Origin of the sequence: Citrobacter sp. RHB36-C18 (genome assembly GCF_013814485.1) — a bacterium.
Lineage (GTDB): Bacteria > Pseudomonadota > Gammaproteobacteria > Enterobacterales > Enterobacteriaceae > Citrobacter > Citrobacter braakii.
In genome coordinates this window covers 2635608-2651321 of record NZ_CP057125.1, presented here as the reverse complement: position 1 = coordinate 2651321, position 15714 = coordinate 2635608, and the positions used below count along the sequence as shown (strand labels likewise).

The following is a 15714-nucleotide window of genomic DNA, read 5'->3' as shown; positions in this document are numbered from 1 at the left end:
TTTGACACTGAAGGGAGAAAGTATGAGCCAGAAATTAAAAGTCGTCACTATCGGTGGCGGGAGCAGCTACACCCCTGAGTTACTTGAAGGCTTTATTAAGCGCTATCATGAATTACCGGTTTCTGAATTGTGGCTGGTTGATGTCGACGATGGAAAAGAGAAGCTGGACATTATTTTTGACCTTTGCCAGCGCATGATCGATAAAGCTGGCGTGCCGATGAAGTTGTTTAAAACGCTGGACCGTCGTGAAGCGCTGAAAGATGCTGATTTCGTTACTACCCAGCTGCGCGTAGGGCAACTGAAAGCCCGCGAAAAGGATGAACGCATTCCGCTGAGCCACGGGTATTTGGGGCAGGAAACCAACGGCGCTGGTGGGCTGTTCAAAGGTCTGCGTACTATTCCGGTTATCTTTGATATTGTCAAAGATGTGGAAGAACTGTGCCCGAATGCGTGGGTGATTAACTTTACTAACCCGGCCGGGATGGTGACGGAAGCGGTCTATCGCCATACGAATTTTAAGAAATTCATCGGTGTATGTAATATTCCTGTCGGCATGAAAATGTTCATTAGCGATGTGCTGGCGCTGAAAGAGAGCGATGACTTATCCATCGATCTGTTCGGTCTGAACCATATGGTCTTCATTAAAGACGTGCTGGTGAATGGTAAATCACGCTTTGATGAACTGTTGGATGGCGTGGCTTCAGGTCAACTGAAAGCCTCCACCGTGAAGAACATCTTCGATCTGCCGTTCAGTGAAGGGTTGATTCGCTCGCTGAAGCTGCTGCCGTGCTCATATTTGCTCTATTACTTCAAGCCAAAAGAGATGCTGGCGATTGAAATGGGTGAATACTATAAGGGCGGCGCTCGCGCTCAGGTGGTACAGAAAGTGGAGAAACAACTGTTTGATCTGTACAAAAACCCGGATTTGAACGTGAAACCGAAAGAGCTGGAACAGCGTGGTGGAGCCTATTACTCCGATGCGGCCTGTGAAGTGATCAACGCCATCTACAACGACAAACAGACCGAGCACTATGTCAACGTTCCGCACCATGGGCATGTTGACAATATCCCGGCGGACTGGGCGGTTGAGATGACCTGTACACTGGGACGCAACGGCGCCACGCCGCACCCACGTATTACCCATTTTGATGAGAAAGTGCTGGGCCTTATCTATACCATAAAAGGCTTTGAAGTCGCGGCGAGCAATGCGGCACTGAGCGGTGAGCTGAATGATGTGCTGCTGGCGTTGAACCTGAGTCCGCTGGTGCATTCTGACAGCGATGCCGAGATTCTGGCGCGTGAGCTGATTCTGGCGCATGAAAAATGGCTGCCAAACTTCGCCGGGTGTATCGAGAAACTCAAAAGCGAACAACACTAACTGAGGTCGGCTATGGAACGCGTACTGATTGTAAATGCGGATGATTTTGGCCTGAGTAAAGGACAAAACTACGGCATTGTTGAAGCCTGTCGCAATGGCGTGGTCACCTCGACAACCGCACTGGTTAATGGCGCAGCCATTGACCATGCGGTACAGCTGAGTCGCGACATTCCTGAACTTGCCGTTGGGATGCATTTTGTTCTGACGCTGGGCAGGCCGTTGACGGCAATGCCAGGCCTTACTCGTGACGGGTTACTGGGAAAATGGATCTGGCAGATGGCTGAAGAAGACACCTTGCCGTTGGATGAAATTTCTCAGGAACTGGCCGCGCAGTATCAGCGTTTTATTGACCTGTTCGGGCGGGAGCCAACGCATCTGGATAGCCATCACCATGTGCATATGTTCCCGCAGATTTTCCCTATCGTGGCCGGGTTTGCTGCCCAACGGGGGATTGCGTTACGGATCGATCGTCAGACGGTATTCCAGGCGTCTGACTTTCCGCAGACGTTACGGACTTCCCAGGGATTCAGCAGCGAGTTTTATGGTGAAGCGATTTCTGAAGCCCTGTTTTTGCAAACGCTTGACGCGTCAGCAGACCGGGGAGAGTCCTCGCTGGAAGTGATGTGTCATCCGGCCTTTATCGATGACATTATTCGTCAAAGTGCCTACTGTTACCCCCGCTTAACTGAGCTCGACGTGCTGACGTCTCCGTCACTGAAATATGCTATTGCGGAGCGCGGTTATCGTCTTGGCAGTTTTCTGAACGTCTAACTCCTGAGTTTGCGGCGCATAATGCGCCGCATTTTTTTAGGCAGGGATCGTGTCGATTTTTCCGGCGCGTGACCAGACGCGGTGCGCAGTCATTAGCGTCAGCAGGGTATCCATAAACTGTGCGTCTACACTGTCTGCCTCCACCACGCCTTCTTCTCCTTCATTTTTGATATTCAACGTTGCTTTAAACTGACGCGCATCGCCAGCCAGTGCGATAGGTTTTAAGTGCTTATACGCTTCGAGTAAGTAATATCGGGCATCACCGTTCATAGCGATATCAGCGATATTGCCACACGGAACGATAACCGCATCGACGGTCAGCGATGGTGAACCCGCAAAGGTACCGGCGATTGTCAGGACGGAACCATCATCGGCAACCACATTACCCATTCGGGAATAGAGCAGTTTGGCGTGAACGCCTTTGGCCTGTAAGGCTTGCATGATGGCAAGCAGGTCGCCTGATTTCACCTGGTCATTAAGTAGAATGGCGACCACGCGGCCCTTAATCTCACCTTGCGCACCCGCATATAAACTGAGTGACGGCGCACTTTTCAAACCATTGACGTTGGCCGGTGGGGCGATTTTGGCCTGTTCCTCGGTTAGCTCAAAACCGAGATTATCGGCAACCGCCTCGGCGAGGGCTGTATCAATATGGGCTAACTGTTCGACCACTCTTTCCCGAATATAGGGGCGCGTAACTTTGCTGAGTTCGAAGCTGAATCCGCCGATAATATGCTGCTGTTCAATTGGCGTCTGACTTAGCCAGAACAGGCGAGGGTGCGCATAGTATTCGCCAAAAGAGGGGCTACGTTCGCGGATTTTGTTTCCTTCAATCCGTTCCTGATACGACTCAAATCCACCGCGTTTTGGCCCCGGCGGCGTTTCACGCGGCCAGTTATCATTGATGGAATTAGGTTCATAGTTGGCAGGGTTGGTATCGATGTCCATACGATGCATGCCGTCACGCTGGAAATTATGGTACGGGCAGGTCGGGCGATTAATCGGGATTTCATGGAAGTTGGGCCCGCCCAGGCGGCTGATTTGGGTATCGGTATAAGAAAACAAGCGGCCTTGCAGCAAGGGATCGTTGGTAAAATCGATACCAGGGACGATGTGTCCGGGATGAAAAGCGACTTGTTCATTTTCGGCGAAGAAATTATCCGGATTACGGTTCAGCACCATTTTACCAACGCGTTGTACCGGAACCAGCTCTTCCGGGATCAGTTTAGTCGGGTCGAGCAGGTCAAAATCGAACTTGAATTCGTCTTCTTCAGGAATGAGCTGCAGCCCCAGTTCGTATTCCGGATAATCGCCTGCTTCAATAGCTTCCCACAGATCGCGGCGATGAAAATCGGGATCACGACCGGTAAGTTTTTGCGCTTCATCCCATACCAGCGAAGCTTTGCCCGCCAGCGGTTTCCAGTGAAAACGGACAAAGGTGGCTTTCCCTTGCGCATTTATCAACCGGAACGTGTGAATGCCAAAGCCTTCCATCGTGCGATAGCTGCGTGGAATACCCCGGTCGGACATCGCCCATATAACGTTGTGCAACGTTTCTGGCTGTAACGAGACATAATCCCAAAAGGTATCGTGGGCGCTTTGACCCTGTGGGATAGCCCAATGCGGCTCCGGTTTTACCGCATGAACGAAATCCGGGAATTTATGGGCATCCTGAATGAAGAAGACTGGCGTGTTGTTTCCCACCAGATCGAAAATGCCCTCCTCAGTATAAAATTTGGTCGCAAATCCTCGAATATCTCTTACCGTATCCGCTGAGCCTGCGCCGCCCTGAACCGTAGAGAAACGGACAAAAACCGGGGTGGTTTTATTTTTATCACTCAGAAAGTCCGCTTTCGTTGTCGCGCTGAGACTGGCATAGGGCTGAAAGTAACCATGAGCGGCCGAACCTCGGGCATGTACGATCCGCTCCGGGATGCGTTCGTGATCAAAATGGGTGATTTTTTCCCGCAGGATAAAGTCTTCCAGCAGAGTTGGCCCACGGTTTCCTGCGCGCAGAGAGTTTTGATCGTCCGCGATGCGCACTCCCTGATTGGTTGTCAGAGCAAAATCTTCGCTGCCTTTACGAAAACTTTCCAGCGCGTTGAGTTTGTCACTTCTGGTGTCAGGTGCTTTTAAGCTGCCGGACGTAGTGGGCTGCATGCCAGGTGGTGTGGGTTCAGGTGTTGGCCGATGTGAACCGTCTGCTGGCGCCAGTGAGTCAAGTCCTGGCTGGGATTCGCTGGCATCATGAACCGGCGCTGAGTGATGGAGTGGGTGCTTATCATTCTGTGACATTAAACTCGTCTCCTGTTTTCATCGCTTAAAGGTCGTTGTTGCCGTCAAAAGCTTTAACTATAGACCACTTGCTCAGTGGTGCAGGAACTGACCGAGGGCGTAAAGCGCGATGAACCAGGCAAACAGCGCACGCAAGGCAGGACGTCAGGAGGCAAAATCGGCTAAGATAGCCGTTTTCTGATTTTTAGAATTAGTCTTTAGTGAAGCAACTGATTATGAAACCTCTTCGCCAACAAAATCGTCCGGTAATTAGCTATGTTCCTCGCGTGGAGCCAGCCCCACCAGAGCATGCAGTTAAAATGGATGCGTTTCGTGACGTATGGATACTGCGCGGAAAATATGTCGCTTTTGTCTTAATAGGGGAGGCGTTTCAGCGTTCACCTGCATTTACGGTCCCGGAATCAGCGCAACGCTGGGCTAATCAGGTTCGCCAGGAAAATGAACTGAGCGATTAATGGATATAAAAAAACCGCCGGAGCATGACACTCCGGCGGTTTTTTTTGTTTTTCAGTCTAACAGACTTAGCGATGCGCCAGTTCGGCGTTATCGTCGCTGTCCAGAATTGTTTTATCGGTCTGTTTCAGCCATTGGCTGGTCAGCGTACCGGCTGTCATAGAACCGCTCACGTTCAGCGCGGTACGACCCATATCGATCAGCGGCTCAACGGAAATCAGCAGCGCAACCAGCGTGACCGGCAGACCCATAGCTGGCAGGACGATCAGCGCGGCAAACGTTGCACCGCCACCCACACCCGCAACCCCTGCGGAACTGACGGTTACGATACCAACCAGCGTGGCAATCCACATCGGGTCCAGCGGGTTGATCCCGACGGTCGGGGCGACCATTACTGCCAGCATTGCCGGGTACAGCCCTGCACAACCGTTCTGGCCAATGGTGGCGCCAAAGGAGGCGGCAAAAGAGGCGATGGATTCAGGCACGCCCAGACGACGGGTTTGCGCTTCAACGTTCAGCGGAATTGAGGCTGCGCTGGAACGGCTGGTGAAGGCGAAAGTCAGCACCGGCCACACCTTGCGGAAGTATTTCAGCGGGCTAACGCCGTTAACACCCAACAGGATCCCGTGTACCACGAACATAATACCCAGACCGAGATAAGAGGCCACGACAAAGCTACCCAGCTTGATGATGTCCTGCAGGTTGGAGCCTGCAACCACTTTGGTCATCAGCGCCAGAACACCGTATGGTGTCAACTGCATCACCAAACGAACCAGCTTCATCACCCAGCTTTGCAGGGTATCGATAGCGACCAGCACGCGCTCGCCTTTCGGCGCATCATCTTTCAGCAGCTTCAGTGCGGCAACACCGAGGAATGCCGCGAAGATAACCACGCTGATAATCGACGTCGGGTTAGCTCCGGTCAGATCGGCAAACGGGTTTTTCGGGATAAACGACAACACCAGCTGTGGAACGCTGAGGTCAGCTACTTTGCCAACATAGTTGGTTTCAATCGCGTTCAGACGAGCGGTTTCGGCCCCACCTTGCACCAGACCTTCTGCGGTCAGGCCGAACAGGTTGGTCACCAGAACCCCTACCAGCGCGGCAATCAGCGTAGTAAACAGCAGCGTACCGATGGTCAGGAAGCTGATTTTACCTAACTGAGAGGCGTTGTGCAGACGCGCAACGGCGCTGAGAATAGACGCAAACACCAGCGGCATGACAATCATCTGCAGCAGTTGGACGTAACCGTTGCCGACAATGTTGAACCACTGTACGGAATCTTTAAGAACCTGGCTGTCGGAACCATAAATGGTGTGCAGGGCGAGGCCAAACACCACACCCATGACCAGACCGACCAGTACTTTTTTTGCCAGACTCCACTGCTTGTGACGGGCTTGCGCCAGCACGAACAGCAGCACTACGAACACGATAATGTTCGCGATTAATGGATAGTTCATCCCCGTTCTCCTGATCTTATTATGCGTATCACCGTGTGACGGTGATTCTGTTGGCGCAAGATTAGCAGAACTGTGACTTGCCTCTTATATTCAAATGGAATTGTTTATGCCAAAAATAACTTTATGGCTGATTTATTAGTCAACCTGGTGCGTTATAAAACGATTAAACTGCATTTGCAGCGTATTTATCATTTGTGATGACCAGCGCACCGCACTGTTCTCTTGTACGGTCTGCGGCATCCAGATTGCCCACGCGAACAGCGCCATGCACAGAAACCGCTCCAGTTGGTTGCCTTTTTGCGGCACGAGGATAGGCAGACGAAAACGCCAGCGGCAGGGCCAAAGCAAGGGGACGCCCGCCGGGGTCAACATGTCGGCCAGAATGTGGCTGAGATAACCGAGAACCATACCTTGTAAGGCATCCGCTGGAATTATCCAGGTATCAGGGACTTTCAGGTAAAACGTGGCCAGCAGGGCAAAAACCGCCAGCAGGCTATGCGTAAACCCGCGATGACCAAATGCCCGGGCAATGGGCTTTGATACCCACTTCAGACGCTGCCCCAGCAGGGATTTGGGATGATCGATATCCGGCAGTAAGCACGTCAAAATGGCTGAAGGAACAATATGCCACCAGTCACCCTGCGCAAGAACGGGCGTTAGCTCGGCATTCTTGGCAAATACCGCACAGGCAATAGAAAAAAGAAGGTGACCTTCCGCCGTCATGATAAAACCCAATAAACTGTCGATTCATACAGTATAGGGGTTTTATACAGTAGGCGGAAGAGGTGACGTTGTAACCCTTTGTCACAAGTGCGCCTTTACCGCGCCAGCCAACCGCCATCCACGACCAGCGTATAGCCATGTATATAGTCCGAGGCAGCACTTGCGAGGAACACGACCGGGCCTTTCAGATCATCAGGCGTGCCCCAGCGTCCGGCAGGCGGGCAATGCGATCATTGCCCGTCGCAGGATTAGCCGCGCAGGTGAGCGGCAGTGAGTTCGGTGAGCGAGGCCAGTTTGACGTCGGCCAGAACGAAGCGAGGATCGTCCTGATTTTCATGCGCAGGTACTACGATGGAACGCATACGGGCGGCTTTCGAAGCAATCATGCCGTTCACCGAGTCTTCCAGTGCTACGCAGTTTATAGGGTCAATGCCCAGTTTCGCCGCGCAATCGAGATAAACCTGCGGGTGCGGTTTGCTGTAGGGCAGTTTTTCCGCAGAAGCCAGTGCGTCGAAGCTGCTGCGCAGATCAAACATGGTTAGCACTTTTTCCAGCATATGCAGCGGCGAGGCGGATGCCAGTCCTACTTTCAACCCCTGAGATTTACACAATGCCACGGCCTCACGCACGCCCGGCAGCAGTGGTTTTGTTTCTTCAACTAACGCAATTGCCCGGGTAATGATGCGCTCAGTAACTTCCTGACGTGAGGGACCGTTCCACGGTTGCTGTGCAAACCACAAATCAACCACCATGTCGATGCGTAAGCCAAGTGTATCGGGAAGTTCATGGCGGCGGGAGATATCAACGCCTAAACTTGCTATCACATCCAGTTCGGCCTGATCCCAAAGCGGTTCAGAATCGACCAGTAATCCATCCATATCGAAAATTGCAGCAAGAATTTGACGCGGGGTTGACATCACAACCTCTCCTTTACGGGTGATAAAAGGGATTAAGAGCCAGCCAGGACGGGCTCTGAGCGTTCATTATGGCTAATTCAGCAGTATACCGCCTTTAAAGATCAGGCGAAAACGATAATCAACGGGTAAACTTAGGCCAAAATGACACGTCTTAATCAAGGGGAACTCATGACGTATCAACAAGCTGGACGCATTGCCATCTTGAAAAGGCTGGTGGGATGGGTGATTTTCATTCCCGCGCTGATTTCAACCCTGGTTTCAGTACTGAAGTTTATGTATGCGCACAGCGAAAAGCAGGAAGGGATTAACGCGGTCATGCTCGATTTTGCTCATGTGATGATCGACATGATGCGCGTGAACACACCTTTTCTTAACGTGTTTTGGTATAACTCGCCGACGCCCGATTTTCAAAGTGGACTGAATCTCGTTTTTTGGCTGATTTTCATTCTGATTTTTATCGGTCTGGCGTTGCAGGATTCAGGCGCCAGAATGAGCCGTCAGGCGCGTTATTTACGCGAGGGCGTTGAGGACCAGTTGATTCTGGAACAGGCAAAGGGCAGTGAAGGGTTATCACGCGAGCAACTTGAGTCGCGTATTGTGGTACCGCACCATACGATCTTTTTACAAATTTTCCCGCTCTATATTTTGCCGGTGATCGTTATCGTGATTGGCTACTTCTTCTTTTCATTACTGGGTTTTTTGTAACTGCTGCACTATCAGGCCTGACGCGTTGTGAAACGCCAGGCCAGATAAGCAACGTGCGACTTTGCTAAGCCGCCAGTAACCTGTCCAGCGCTTTCTGCGCCACGACCAGATGCTGTCCCCCAAACAGAATAGCCCTGTTCAGCAGCGTATAGAGCTGGTAGACAGGCTGTCTGTCGAGAAAATCCAATGGTAGCGGAGAAACAGACTGATAACCGTCATAGAGTTGCGGCGGCTGATCGGTATGTAACGGCAGCATTGCCAGGTCACACTCTCTGTCCCCCCAGTAGCAGGCAGGGTCAAAGATGTACGGGCCGTTCGGGCCGAGGGCGCAGTTCCCGGACCACAAATCACCATGCAGAAGAGATGGCTGCGGCTGATGGGAAGAGAGACGCTGCTGAACATGCTCGACAATGGCGTCGATATTGCCAAACGCAATGCCTTTTTCAGCGGCGAGTTCCAGCTGCCAGCCAATACGCTGCTCGGCAAAAAAGGTTGACCAGCGACGTTGCCAGGTGTTGGGCTGCGGCGTGGTAGAGAGCGCATTATCGAAGTCGAGCCCAAACTGCGGCTGATCGCTCCATTCATGCAAATGCGCCAACTGTTGGCCGAGGATAAACGCGTTGTGCGCATCAAGCGGACGGGGAGGGAGGAAATCCATCACCAGAAAGCTGTAATCTCTGTCTGCGCCTACCGCCCAGACTTTCGGTACAGATACGGTTTGACTGCGAGAAAGTAGCTCCAGCTGATCGGCTTCCGCCGTAAAGCCGGTTAACAGCTCTCTTTCATCGCATTTAACGAAAAAATCGCGCCCCGCATAGCGTAAATGCCATGCGGCGTGGATCTCTCCGCCGGGCAGTTCGTTACGCAGTTCGATTTCGCCTTCACCTAATTGCTCGCTTAAAAGACGACTGATAGCCTGCCACATGATGTCTCTCCCCATGTTGTCTGCCAGATCATAAGGTTAGCGCAAGAATGCGGTTAAAAAACACGAACTGACGCACACCACGGACGCGTCATCGCTGGAAAGGCACTTAATGTGTGTCGTTCTTCTTCACCTCGCATAGTTGTGAAGACGCCTGGTCGCACATGATTCACTGCTTTGTAATCACGTGACTTTTTATCATAGACGTATAACACCTATGCCGACAGTTTTACGGGGAAATCCCCTTGTATCTAGACAAGGGGAAGCCGTTATTACTGAGCCAGATACGCGTATATTTTTTGCGTATCGTCTAAAGCGCACAGACGCGTCCCCTGATTCAGGGTGGCGGCGCTACCTGCGGCGACACCGTAACGAACAATATCTGCAAAAGGTGCGCTCTCAGCCAGTTTAAGCGTCATGGCCCCGACCATACTGTCGCCCGCGCCTACGGTACTTTGACTCTTCACCGGTGGCGGAACCACCTGGACACAGGTTTCACGATCAACGCCAAGCGCTCCTTGTGGTCCAAGCGAGACCACTACGCGATGCGCTTTTCCGCTTTGCACGATTTCCTGCGCGGCGTTGCGCACATCATCGGGCTGCGTGAGTTCGCGATTCACCAGCGCGCTCAGTTCTTTGAGGTTGGGTTTGACCAGTTCGATATTGCCGATGGTTAATGCTGCCGCCAGCGCTTCGCCAGAACTATCGACGATACAGCGAATCCCTTGTTTTTGTGCTGTGGTAATGAGCCGGGTCAGCTTCTCAAGCTGTACGCCAGGCGGCAAACTGCCGCTAATAACCAGCAGTGCGCCAGACTCAATTTCCAGCACCTGATCCTGAAGTTGGTAGAACTCATCATCGGTGAGCGCAGCGCCTGGCATGACGAAGCGATATTGTTCGCCGCTGGACTCAACGTGGACATGGAGATTTTGTCGGGTCCAGTCTTTAGCTTCGACGGTGGACACGGGAACATTTTCGTCGGCGAGCAAAGCAACAAGATGCTCTCCGGTGGCGCCACCCGCAGGGAAGATGGCCGTAGCGGTGCCGCCAAGATGGGCAATTGCGCGAGCGACGTTGATGCCGCCGCCGCCGGGTTCAAAAACCGGCGAGGTACAGCGAAGCTTACCTTCCGGGTAGATTTGCGGCGTGATTGTTGCGCTATCGAGAGAGGGCGCAAGTGTTAACGTATAGATACGTACCATCTTTACCTCCTGTTAGGCTGTCCTCAGTCTGGCACTTAACCCCCCGAAAGTGAAGTAATTAACAACATGATTTTTCATATCTTTATTTAAAATAATCGCGTTAAAGATATATAAATAAAAAAACGGTTTAGGAACGCTCTTATTCAAAAAATGAAATAAGAATTTATTGCTATGTTATTCGAGTCTTTTTATAATTTGTTACCTTTCAAGGGTCTTTTGTCATTGATCCATATGAAAGTTTCCGAGACCGTTATGGTCTCTTTTTTTGTTGTACGGACTCTTAATAAATGAAGCTTTTGAAGACAGTGCCCGCAGCGTTACTGCTGACGGGTGGCCTGCTTGCGTCAATGCAGGCTGCCGCCGATGATTCCGTTTTTACTGTCATGGATGACCCTTCCAGCGCGAAAAAACCCTTTGAAGGTAACCTGAACGCGGGATATCTCGCCCAGTCAGGCAACACAAAAAGTTCTTCTTTAACTGCAGACACCACCATGACCTGGTACGGTCAAACTACGGCGTGGTCTTTGTGGGGAAATGCCAGCAATACCTCCTCAAATGATGAGCGTTCATCGGAGAAATATGCCGTAGGTGGCCGTAGTCGTTACAACATGACCGACTATGACTATCTCTTTGGTCAGGCAAGCTGGCTGACCGACCGTTACAACGGCTATCGCGAGCGTGACGTGCTAACCGCAGGTTATGGTCGTCAGTTCCTCAACGGACCAGTGCACAGCTTCCGTTTTGAATTCGGTCCTGGTGTGCGCTATGACGAGCACACGGATGGCACCACCGAAACACAGCCGCTGGGCTATGCGTCCGGGGCCTATGCGTGGCAGATGACGGACAATACTAAGTTTACGCAAGGTGTGTCGGTATTTGGTGCTGACGATACAACGCTCAATTCTGAAACGGCCTTGAACGTTGCTATCAACGAACACTTTGGGTTAAAGGTGGCTTACAACGTTACCTGGAACTCTGAACCACCGGCAACAGCGCCGGAGCATACCGATCGTCGTACTACTGTGTCACTCGGCTATCGTATGTAATGACAAGCCGGGTCAAATAATTGGCCCGGTTTTTCTCAATTAACGTTAAATTTAATTAATATTAAATCTGTGTTTTATTTTTAATACTTATCAATAACGCGCTATTTTCAGACGAATTCGATTTAATTGATAAATACAACAGAACCGGAACAGCGTGCGCCAGTATTTTAACCCCAGATCATCGCAGCCCAACGTAGCATCAGCATTGCCGCACAAATAACGAGCAGTATCACAACCATCTTCCAGTGTTTCTTCGCAAAGCGATTTGTTGGCATTGTCCTTTTCCTGCTCAGGTTAGATAACTTTATACAAGTGTAACAAAAACGTCAGGGTGTCAGTGAATTGATTTACATCATAGAGTGCGCGTTGATTGTTGCTTTGATCGGCTCGTAATGCCGTGTACACTGTCAAACGGTGTTATCAAAAAGCGGGTGTAGGTCCAGTGTAGCCATTAAGGCGACCAGTGACATATTTCGCAGAGTGAAGCGGGAATCAGCCCACACCTTTTTGATGATTTTAAATATTGAATCTTTGTATGTGATCTTACGTGTGGGTCACCACTGCAAATAAGGATATAACATGCCTGTTATTACTCTTCCTGATGGCAGCCAACGCCATTACGACCACGCTGTAAGCCCCATGGATGTTGCGCTGGACATCGGTCCAGGTCTGGCGAAAGCCACTATTGCTGGCCGTGTTGACGGTGAGCTGGTAGATGCTTCCGATCTGATTGAGCATGATGCGAAGCTCTCCATCATCACCGCGAAGGATGAAGAAGGTCTGGAGATCATTCGTCACTCCTGTGCGCACCTGTTAGGGCACGCGATCAAACAACTCTGGCCGCACACCAAAATGGCGATCGGACCGGTTGTTGATAACGGTTTTTACTACGATATCGATCTTGACCGTACGCTAACCCAGGAAGATGTCGACGCGCTCGAGAAGCGGATGCACGAGCTCGCTGAGAAAAACTACGATGTCATTAAGAAGAAAGTCAGCTGGTACGAAGCGCGTGAAACCTTCGTGAAGCGTGGCGAGACCTATAAAGTCTCCATTCTTGATGAAAACATTGCCCATGATGACAAGCCTGGCTTGTACCATCATGAAGAATATGTCGATATGTGCCGTGGCCCGCACGTGCCGAACATGCGTTTCTGTCATCACTTCAAACTGATGAAGACCGCTGGGGCATACTGGCGTGGCGACAGCAATAACAAGATGCTGCAGCGTATTTATGGTACTGCATGGGCCGATAAAAAAGCCCTGAGTGCCTACCTGCAACGTCTGGAAGAAGCGGCCAAACGCGACCACCGTAAAATCGGTAAGCAGCTTGACCTGTATCATATGCAGGAAGAAGCGCCGGGTATGGTGTTCTGGCACAATGATGGCTGGACAATCTTCCGTGAACTGGAAGTCTTTGTTCGCTCAAAACTGAAAGAATACCAGTATCAGGAAGTTAAAGGTCCGTTCATGATGGACCGCGTGCTGTGGGAAAAAACAGGTCACTGGGATAACTACAAAGATGCGATGTTCACGACCTCCTCTGAGAACCGTGAATACTGCATTAAGCCCATGAACTGCCCGGGCCACGTGCAGATCTTCAATCAGGGTCTGAAATCCTATCGTGATCTGCCGCTGCGTATGGCCGAGTTTGGTAGCTGCCACCGTAATGAGCCGTCAGGCGCGCTGCATGGCCTGATGCGTGTTCGTGGCTTCACTCAGGATGATGCACATATCTTCTGTACAGAAGAGCAGATCCGTGATGAAGTTAACGCTTGCATTCGTATGGTCTACGATATGTATAGCACCTTTGGCTTCGAGAAAATCGTCGTCAAACTGTCCACTCGCCCCGAAAAACGTATCGGTAGCGATGAAATGTGGGACCGTGCTGAAGCTGACCTGGCCGTTGCGCTGGAAGAAAACAACATCCCGTTTGAGTACCAACTGGGTGAGGGCGCATTCTACGGTCCGAAAATTGAATTTACCCTGTATGACTGCCTCGATCGTGCATGGCAGTGCGGTACTGTACAGCTGGACTTCTCTCTGCCGTCCCGTTTAAGCGCCTCTTATGTTGGCGAAAACAACGAGCGTCAGGTGCCGGTTATGATTCACCGCGCAATTCTTGGGTCGATGGAACGTTTCATCGGTATCCTGACCGAAGAGTTCGCTGGCTTCTTCCCGACCTGGCTTGCGCCAGTTCAGGTTGTCGTCATGAACATCACCGATTCACAGTCTGAATACGTCAACGAATTAACGCAGAAACTACAAAATGCGGGTATTCGTGTAAAAGCAGACTTGAGAAATGAGAAGATTGGCTTTAAAATCCGCGAGCACACTTTACGTCGTGTCCCTTACATGTTGGTCTGTGGCGACAAAGAGGTAGAAGCAGGCAAAGTTGCCGTGCGCACCCGTCGTGGCAAAGACTTGGGCAGCCTGGACGTAAATGAAGTGATTGAGAAGCTGCAACAAGAGATTCGCAGCCGCAGTCTTCAACAACTGGAGGAATAAGGTATTAAAGGCGGAAAACGAGTTCAAACGGCACGTCCGAATCGTATCAATGGCGAGATTCGCGCCCTGGAAGTTCGCTTAACAGGTCTGGAAGGCGAAGCTTTGGGTATTGTGAGTCTGAGAGAAGCGATCGAAAAAGCTGAAGAAGCTGGAGTAGATTTAGTTGAAATCAGCCCTAACGCCGAACCGCCAGTTTGTCGTATTATGGACTACGGCAAGTTCCTTTATGAAAAGAGTAAGTCTTCTAAGGAACAGAAGAAAAAGCAAAAAGTTATCCAGGTTAAGGAAATTAAATTCCGTCCTGGCACCGACGATGGCGATTACCAGGTAAAACTCCGCAGCCTGGTACGCTTTCTGGAAGATGGCGATAAGGCTAAGATCACGCTGCGTTTTCGCGGTCGTGAGATGGCCCACCAACAGATCGGTATGGAAGTGCTCAACCGCGTCCGTGACGATCTGAGTGAACTGGCAGTAGTCGAATCCTTCCCTACGAAGATCGAAGGCCGCCAGATGATCATGGTGCTCGCTCCTAAGAAGAAACAGTAAGGCCTTCAAGTAGCAATGTCTGTGGAGCCTACGGGTTCCACAGCCGTTGTTCGCCTACGTTTCGTTTATTAACAATGCGAAGTGGAAGTTATTAAAATGCCAAAAATTAAGACCGTACGCGGTGCTGCTAAGCGCTTCAAAAAAACCGGTGGTGGTGGATTTAAGCGTAAGCACGCAAACCTGCGTCATATTCTGACCAAAAAATCTACTAAGCGTAAACGTCACCTGCGTCCAAAAGGCCTCGTTTCTAAAGGCGATCTGGGTCTGGTTATCGCGTGCCTGCCGTACGCATAAGCCGTTAACGTTTAATTAATTTTTTTACTAAGAATATAGATACAGGAGAGCACATATGGCTCGCGTAAAACGTGGTGTAGTTGCCCGTGCACGTCACAAGAAAATTTTGAAACAAGCTAAAGGCTACTACGGTGCGCGTTCTCGCGTATACCGCGTTGCCTTCCAGGCTGTTATCAAAGCTGGTCAGTACGCTTATCGTGACCGTCGTCAGAAAAAGCGTCAGTTCCGTCAACTGTGGATTGCGCGTATCAACGCAGCAGCACGTCAGAACGGTATTTCTTACAGCAAATTCATCAACGGCCTGAAAAAAGCCTCTGTTGAAATCGACCGTAAGATCCTGGCTGACATCGCAGTATTCGACAAAGTAGCGTTCACCGCTCTGGTCGAAAAAGCGAAAGCAGCTCTGGCATAAGCCGGTGAAAAGAGGGAGCCTGGCTCCCTCTCTTTTATTTGTAGTGCAATCAATTGGTTGACAATTTATCCGTAAGCCTTTT

Annotated in this window: 16 protein-coding genes and 1 pseudogene; 9 read left to right on the top strand and 8 right to left on the bottom strand. The window is 50.9% G+C overall.

Annotation, left to right across the window (positions count from 1 at the left end; all coding sequences use genetic code 11):
• The first annotated feature begins 22 nt into the window (after positions 1–22).
• Together HVZ52_RS12635 and chbG are read left to right on the top strand one after the other, a co-directional pair.
• Complete coding sequence (locus HVZ52_RS12635; protein ID WP_016152854.1) at positions 23–1378, top strand: 6-phospho-beta-glucosidase; 1356 nt, start codon at positions 23–25, stop codon at positions 1376–1378.
• 12 nt (positions 1379–1390) lie between these two features.
• Positions 1391–2149 (top strand): chitin disaccharide deacetylase, encoded by a 759-nt coding sequence (gene chbG / locus HVZ52_RS12630; RefSeq protein ID WP_019076632.1) that lies wholly within the window; start codon positions 1391–1393, stop codon positions 2147–2149.
• Positions 2150–2185: 36 nt separating this feature from the next.
• Here the strand turns inward: chbG and katE are convergent, their stop codons facing one another.
• Positions 2186–4444 carry a catalase HPII gene (gene katE / locus HVZ52_RS12625; protein ID WP_181598303.1) on the bottom strand — a complete coding sequence of 753 codons (2259 nt, stop codon included), beginning with the start codon at positions 4442–4444 and terminating at the stop codon, positions 2186–2188.
• A gap of 212 nt (positions 4445–4656) precedes the next feature.
• On the opposite strand from katE, the gene cedA reads away from it, so the two are divergent.
• A complete protein-coding gene (gene cedA / locus HVZ52_RS12620) occupies positions 4657–4899 on the top strand; it encodes a cell division activator CedA (protein WP_029139771.1) in 243 nt (80 codons plus the stop codon).
• Between the two features lie 66 nt (positions 4900–4965).
• On the opposite strand, the gene tcyP is transcribed toward cedA, so the two are convergent.
• The 4 genes and pseudogenes from tcyP to hxpB form a co-directional block, all read right to left on the bottom strand.
• Positions 4966–6357, bottom strand: a complete 1392-nt coding sequence (gene tcyP, locus HVZ52_RS12615; protein WP_019078417.1) for a cystine/sulfocysteine:cation symporter — start codon at positions 6355–6357, stop codon at positions 4966–4968.
• Positions 6358–6492: 135 nt separating this feature from the next.
• Entirely contained in the window at positions 6493–7092 is a 600-nt protein-coding gene (locus tag HVZ52_RS12610) for a metal-dependent hydrolase (protein WP_087121839.1), read from the bottom strand.
• An 83-nt stretch (positions 7093–7175) separates the two neighbouring features.
• Positions 7176–7298: pseudogene (locus HVZ52_RS12605) on the bottom strand (SDR family oxidoreductase); the annotation flags it as partial.
• Positions 7299–7328: 30 nt separating this feature from the next.
• Positions 7329–7997 (bottom strand): hexitol phosphatase HxpB, encoded by a 669-nt coding sequence (gene hxpB / locus HVZ52_RS12600; protein WP_016156335.1) that lies wholly within the window; start codon positions 7995–7997, stop codon positions 7329–7331.
• 168 nt (positions 7998–8165) lie between these two features.
• On the opposite strand from hxpB, the gene HVZ52_RS12595 reads away from it, so the two are divergent.
• Complete coding sequence (locus HVZ52_RS12595; RefSeq protein WP_019076635.1) at positions 8166–8702, top strand: YniB family protein; 537 nt, start codon at positions 8166–8168, stop codon at positions 8700–8702.
• Positions 8703–8766: 64 nt separating this feature from the next.
• Here HVZ52_RS12595 and HVZ52_RS12590 read toward each other — a convergent pair whose 3' ends face one another.
• Both HVZ52_RS12590 and pfkB read right to left on the bottom strand, forming a co-directional pair.
• Positions 8767–9627 carry a fructosamine kinase family protein gene (locus tag HVZ52_RS12590; protein ID WP_016152861.1) on the bottom strand — a complete coding sequence of 287 codons (861 nt, stop codon included), beginning with the start codon at positions 9625–9627 and terminating at the stop codon, positions 8767–8769.
• Positions 9628–9896: 269 nt separating this feature from the next.
• Positions 9897–10826, bottom strand: a complete 930-nt coding sequence (gene pfkB, locus HVZ52_RS12585) for a 6-phosphofructokinase II (protein ID WP_016156336.1) — start codon at positions 10824–10826, stop codon at positions 9897–9899.
• A gap of 287 nt (positions 10827–11113) precedes the next feature.
• Here pfkB and HVZ52_RS12580 point away from each other — a divergent pair, with 287 nt between their 5' ends.
• The gene (locus HVZ52_RS12580; RefSeq protein WP_016152863.1) at positions 11114–11872 is read left to right on the top strand and encodes a YdiY family protein; all 759 of its coding nucleotides are present in this window, start codon (positions 11114–11116) and stop codon (positions 11870–11872) included.
• 167 nt (positions 11873–12039) lie between these two features.
• Here the strand turns inward: HVZ52_RS12580 and yniD are convergent, their stop codons facing one another.
• On the bottom strand, positions 12040–12147 hold the full coding sequence (gene yniD, locus HVZ52_RS12575) for a small membrane protein YniD (protein ID WP_003030590.1): 108 nt from the start codon (positions 12145–12147) through the stop codon (positions 12040–12042).
• 304 nt (positions 12148–12451) lie between these two features.
• Here yniD and thrS point away from each other — a divergent pair, with 304 nt between their 5' ends.
• The 4 genes from thrS (at position 12452) to rplT (ending at position 15632) form a co-directional block, all read left to right on the top strand.
• Positions 12452–14380 carry a threonine--tRNA ligase gene (gene thrS, locus HVZ52_RS12570; RefSeq protein WP_016152864.1) on the top strand — a complete coding sequence of 643 codons (1929 nt, stop codon included), beginning with the start codon at positions 12452–12454 and terminating at the stop codon, positions 14378–14380.
• A gap of 3 nt (positions 14381–14383) precedes the next feature.
• The gene (gene infC, locus HVZ52_RS12565; protein WP_048997935.1) at positions 14384–14926 is read left to right on the top strand and encodes a translation initiation factor IF-3; all 543 of its coding nucleotides are present in this window, start codon (positions 14384–14386) and stop codon (positions 14924–14926) included.
• A gap of 96 nt (positions 14927–15022) precedes the next feature.
• Positions 15023–15220, top strand: a complete 198-nt coding sequence (rpmI, locus tag HVZ52_RS12560; RefSeq protein ID WP_003030583.1) for a 50S ribosomal protein L35 — start codon at positions 15023–15025, stop codon at positions 15218–15220.
• A gap of 55 nt (positions 15221–15275) precedes the next feature.
• Positions 15276–15632 (top strand): 50S ribosomal protein L20, encoded by a 357-nt coding sequence (gene rplT, locus HVZ52_RS12555; RefSeq protein ID WP_003030578.1) that lies wholly within the window; start codon positions 15276–15278, stop codon positions 15630–15632.
• The last annotated feature ends 82 nt before the right edge of the window (positions 15633–15714 follow it).

Excerpts from the sequence above, each read along its gene's own strand:
- HVZ52_RS12635 (WP_016152854.1), top strand. The coding sequence starts at position 23 with ATGAGCCAGAAATTAAAAGTCGTCACTATCGGTGGCGGGAGCAGCTAC.
- chbG (WP_019076632.1), top strand. The coding sequence starts at position 1,391 with ATGGAACGCGTACTGATTGTAAATGCGGATGATTTTGGCCTGAGTAAA.
- katE (WP_181598303.1), bottom strand. The coding sequence starts at position 4,444 with ATGTCACAGAATGATAAGCACCCACTCCATCACTCAGCGCCGGTTCAT.
- tcyP (WP_019078417.1), bottom strand. The coding sequence starts at position 6,357 with ATGAACTATCCATTAATCGCGAACATTATCGTGTTCGTAGTGCTGCTG.
- hxpB (WP_016156335.1), bottom strand. The coding sequence starts at position 7,997 with ATGTCAACCCCGCGTCAAATTCTTGCTGCAATTTTCGATATGGATGGA.
- HVZ52_RS12595 (WP_019076635.1), top strand. The coding sequence starts at position 8,166 with ATGACGTATCAACAAGCTGGACGCATTGCCATCTTGAAAAGGCTGGTG.
- HVZ52_RS12590 (WP_016152861.1), bottom strand. The coding sequence starts at position 9,627 with ATGTGGCAGGCTATCAGTCGTCTTTTAAGCGAGCAATTAGGTGAAGGC.
- pfkB (WP_016156336.1), bottom strand. The coding sequence starts at position 10,826 with ATGGTACGTATCTATACGTTAACACTTGCGCCCTCTCTCGATAGCGCA.
- HVZ52_RS12580 (WP_016152863.1), top strand. The coding sequence starts at position 11,114 with ATGAAGCTTTTGAAGACAGTGCCCGCAGCGTTACTGCTGACGGGTGGC.
- yniD (WP_003030590.1), bottom strand. The coding sequence starts at position 12,147 with ATGCCAACAAATCGCTTTGCGAAGAAACACTGGAAGATGGTTGTGATA.
- thrS (WP_016152864.1), top strand. The coding sequence starts at position 12,452 with ATGCCTGTTATTACTCTTCCTGATGGCAGCCAACGCCATTACGACCAC.
- rpmI (WP_003030583.1), top strand. The coding sequence starts at position 15,023 with ATGCCAAAAATTAAGACCGTACGCGGTGCTGCTAAGCGCTTCAAAAAA.
- rplT (WP_003030578.1), top strand. The coding sequence starts at position 15,276 with ATGGCTCGCGTAAAACGTGGTGTAGTTGCCCGTGCACGTCACAAGAAA.